This is a genomic window from Streptomyces niphimycinicus (genome assembly GCF_018883605.1).
Lineage (GTDB): Bacteria > Actinomycetota > Actinomycetes > Streptomycetales > Streptomycetaceae > Streptomyces > Streptomyces niphimycinicus.
On the sequence record NZ_JAHLEM010000898.1, the window covers coordinates 1 to 1,189 of the forward strand.

The window sequence follows — 1,189 nt, forward strand, 5'->3', positions numbered from 1 at the left end:
GTCGGCACCAGTCTCACCTGCACTGTCAGCTTCACGATCACCCAACGTACACACACGTACGACCACCCACCGCATGTTCCCCCTTGATCACCCGACCGGGTGAACCCGTCACCGCGCACCATCCCTCCGGCTCCGCCGGAGACGACCCCCGGCCGCTCCGCGACCCTGCACCCAGCAGCGATACCGCGGCGCTCCGCGCCGCAACCACAAGGATGCGATTCCTCCCAGGGCTGAAGCCCTGGGGTTCCTCGCAAGAACAGGCTGAAGATCTCTTCAGGCGGCTTCAGGTGAGCTTCAGCATCACTCCGCGACGGTGGTGAACGTCCGAACAGCACACCGGGGAGGAAACCCTCATGAAGCGCAACATCGTCATCGCCACCGTCGCCGCGGCAGCCCTGATCGGCGGCGGTACGGCCGTCGCCGTGGCGGAGGACGGGACGGACGGCGCACCGTCCTCGTCCACCGTCTCCCAGGCGCTGACCGCCCGGGCCGCCGACGCGCCCGCCGCCCGTGCGTCATTCTCCGATGCCGCCCACGCCGCCCTGAAGGCGGTTCCGGGCACGCTGGGCTCCCTCGACCGGGACCACGGCCGCTGGGAGGCGGACGTCCTGGGCAAGGACGGCAAGTGGCACGAGGTGACGCTGGACGCCAACGGCAAGGTGATCGGCCAGCACGTCGCCAGGGACACCGACGCCGAGGACGCCGCCGAGGCCAAGGCCCTGCGGAACGCCGACGTCTCGGCCACCGAGGCGGCCCGGAAGGCCGCGCCCCGAGCCACGGTGACCTCTGTGGAGTTCGACGGCGACCGCACCCCGGTGTGGGAGGTCGAGACCGTCAAGAACCACAAGGAGCGCGACCTGAACGTGAACGCCCAGTCCGGCAAGGTCACGCAGGCCCCGTCCGACGACGACGGCGACGACGACTAGGGAGCGGGGGCGCACCCAACACCTGGTCCCGGGGCCGCACACCGAGTGCGGACCGTGGGCGCCTCCGGCGGACAGCCCCCACCCCGCCCCTTCCCGAAACCATGGGGCTCCGCCCCCTGGACCCCCGCCGGGGCTCCGCCCCGGACCCCGCTCTTCAAACGCCGGAGGGGCTGAATAGCGGGTAGCCGCGAGACGGTGGGAGGGGGCGGGGTCGCAGGGGTGGGGGTCCTGCGCACCCGTCACCCCCGCTCCGTCACCCCCGC

The 1,189-nt window shown here is 71.8% G+C and carries 1 protein-coding gene; it reads left to right on the forward strand.

Annotated features, from left to right (window positions below; all coding sequences use genetic code 11):
* Positions 1–353 precede the first annotated feature (353 nt).
* Positions 354–926: a PepSY domain-containing protein gene (locus KN815_RS45005; RefSeq protein ID WP_216347585.1), complete on the forward strand. Its 573-nt coding sequence runs from the start codon at positions 354–356 to the stop codon at positions 924–926.
* Positions 927–1,189: the final 263 nt, after the last annotated feature.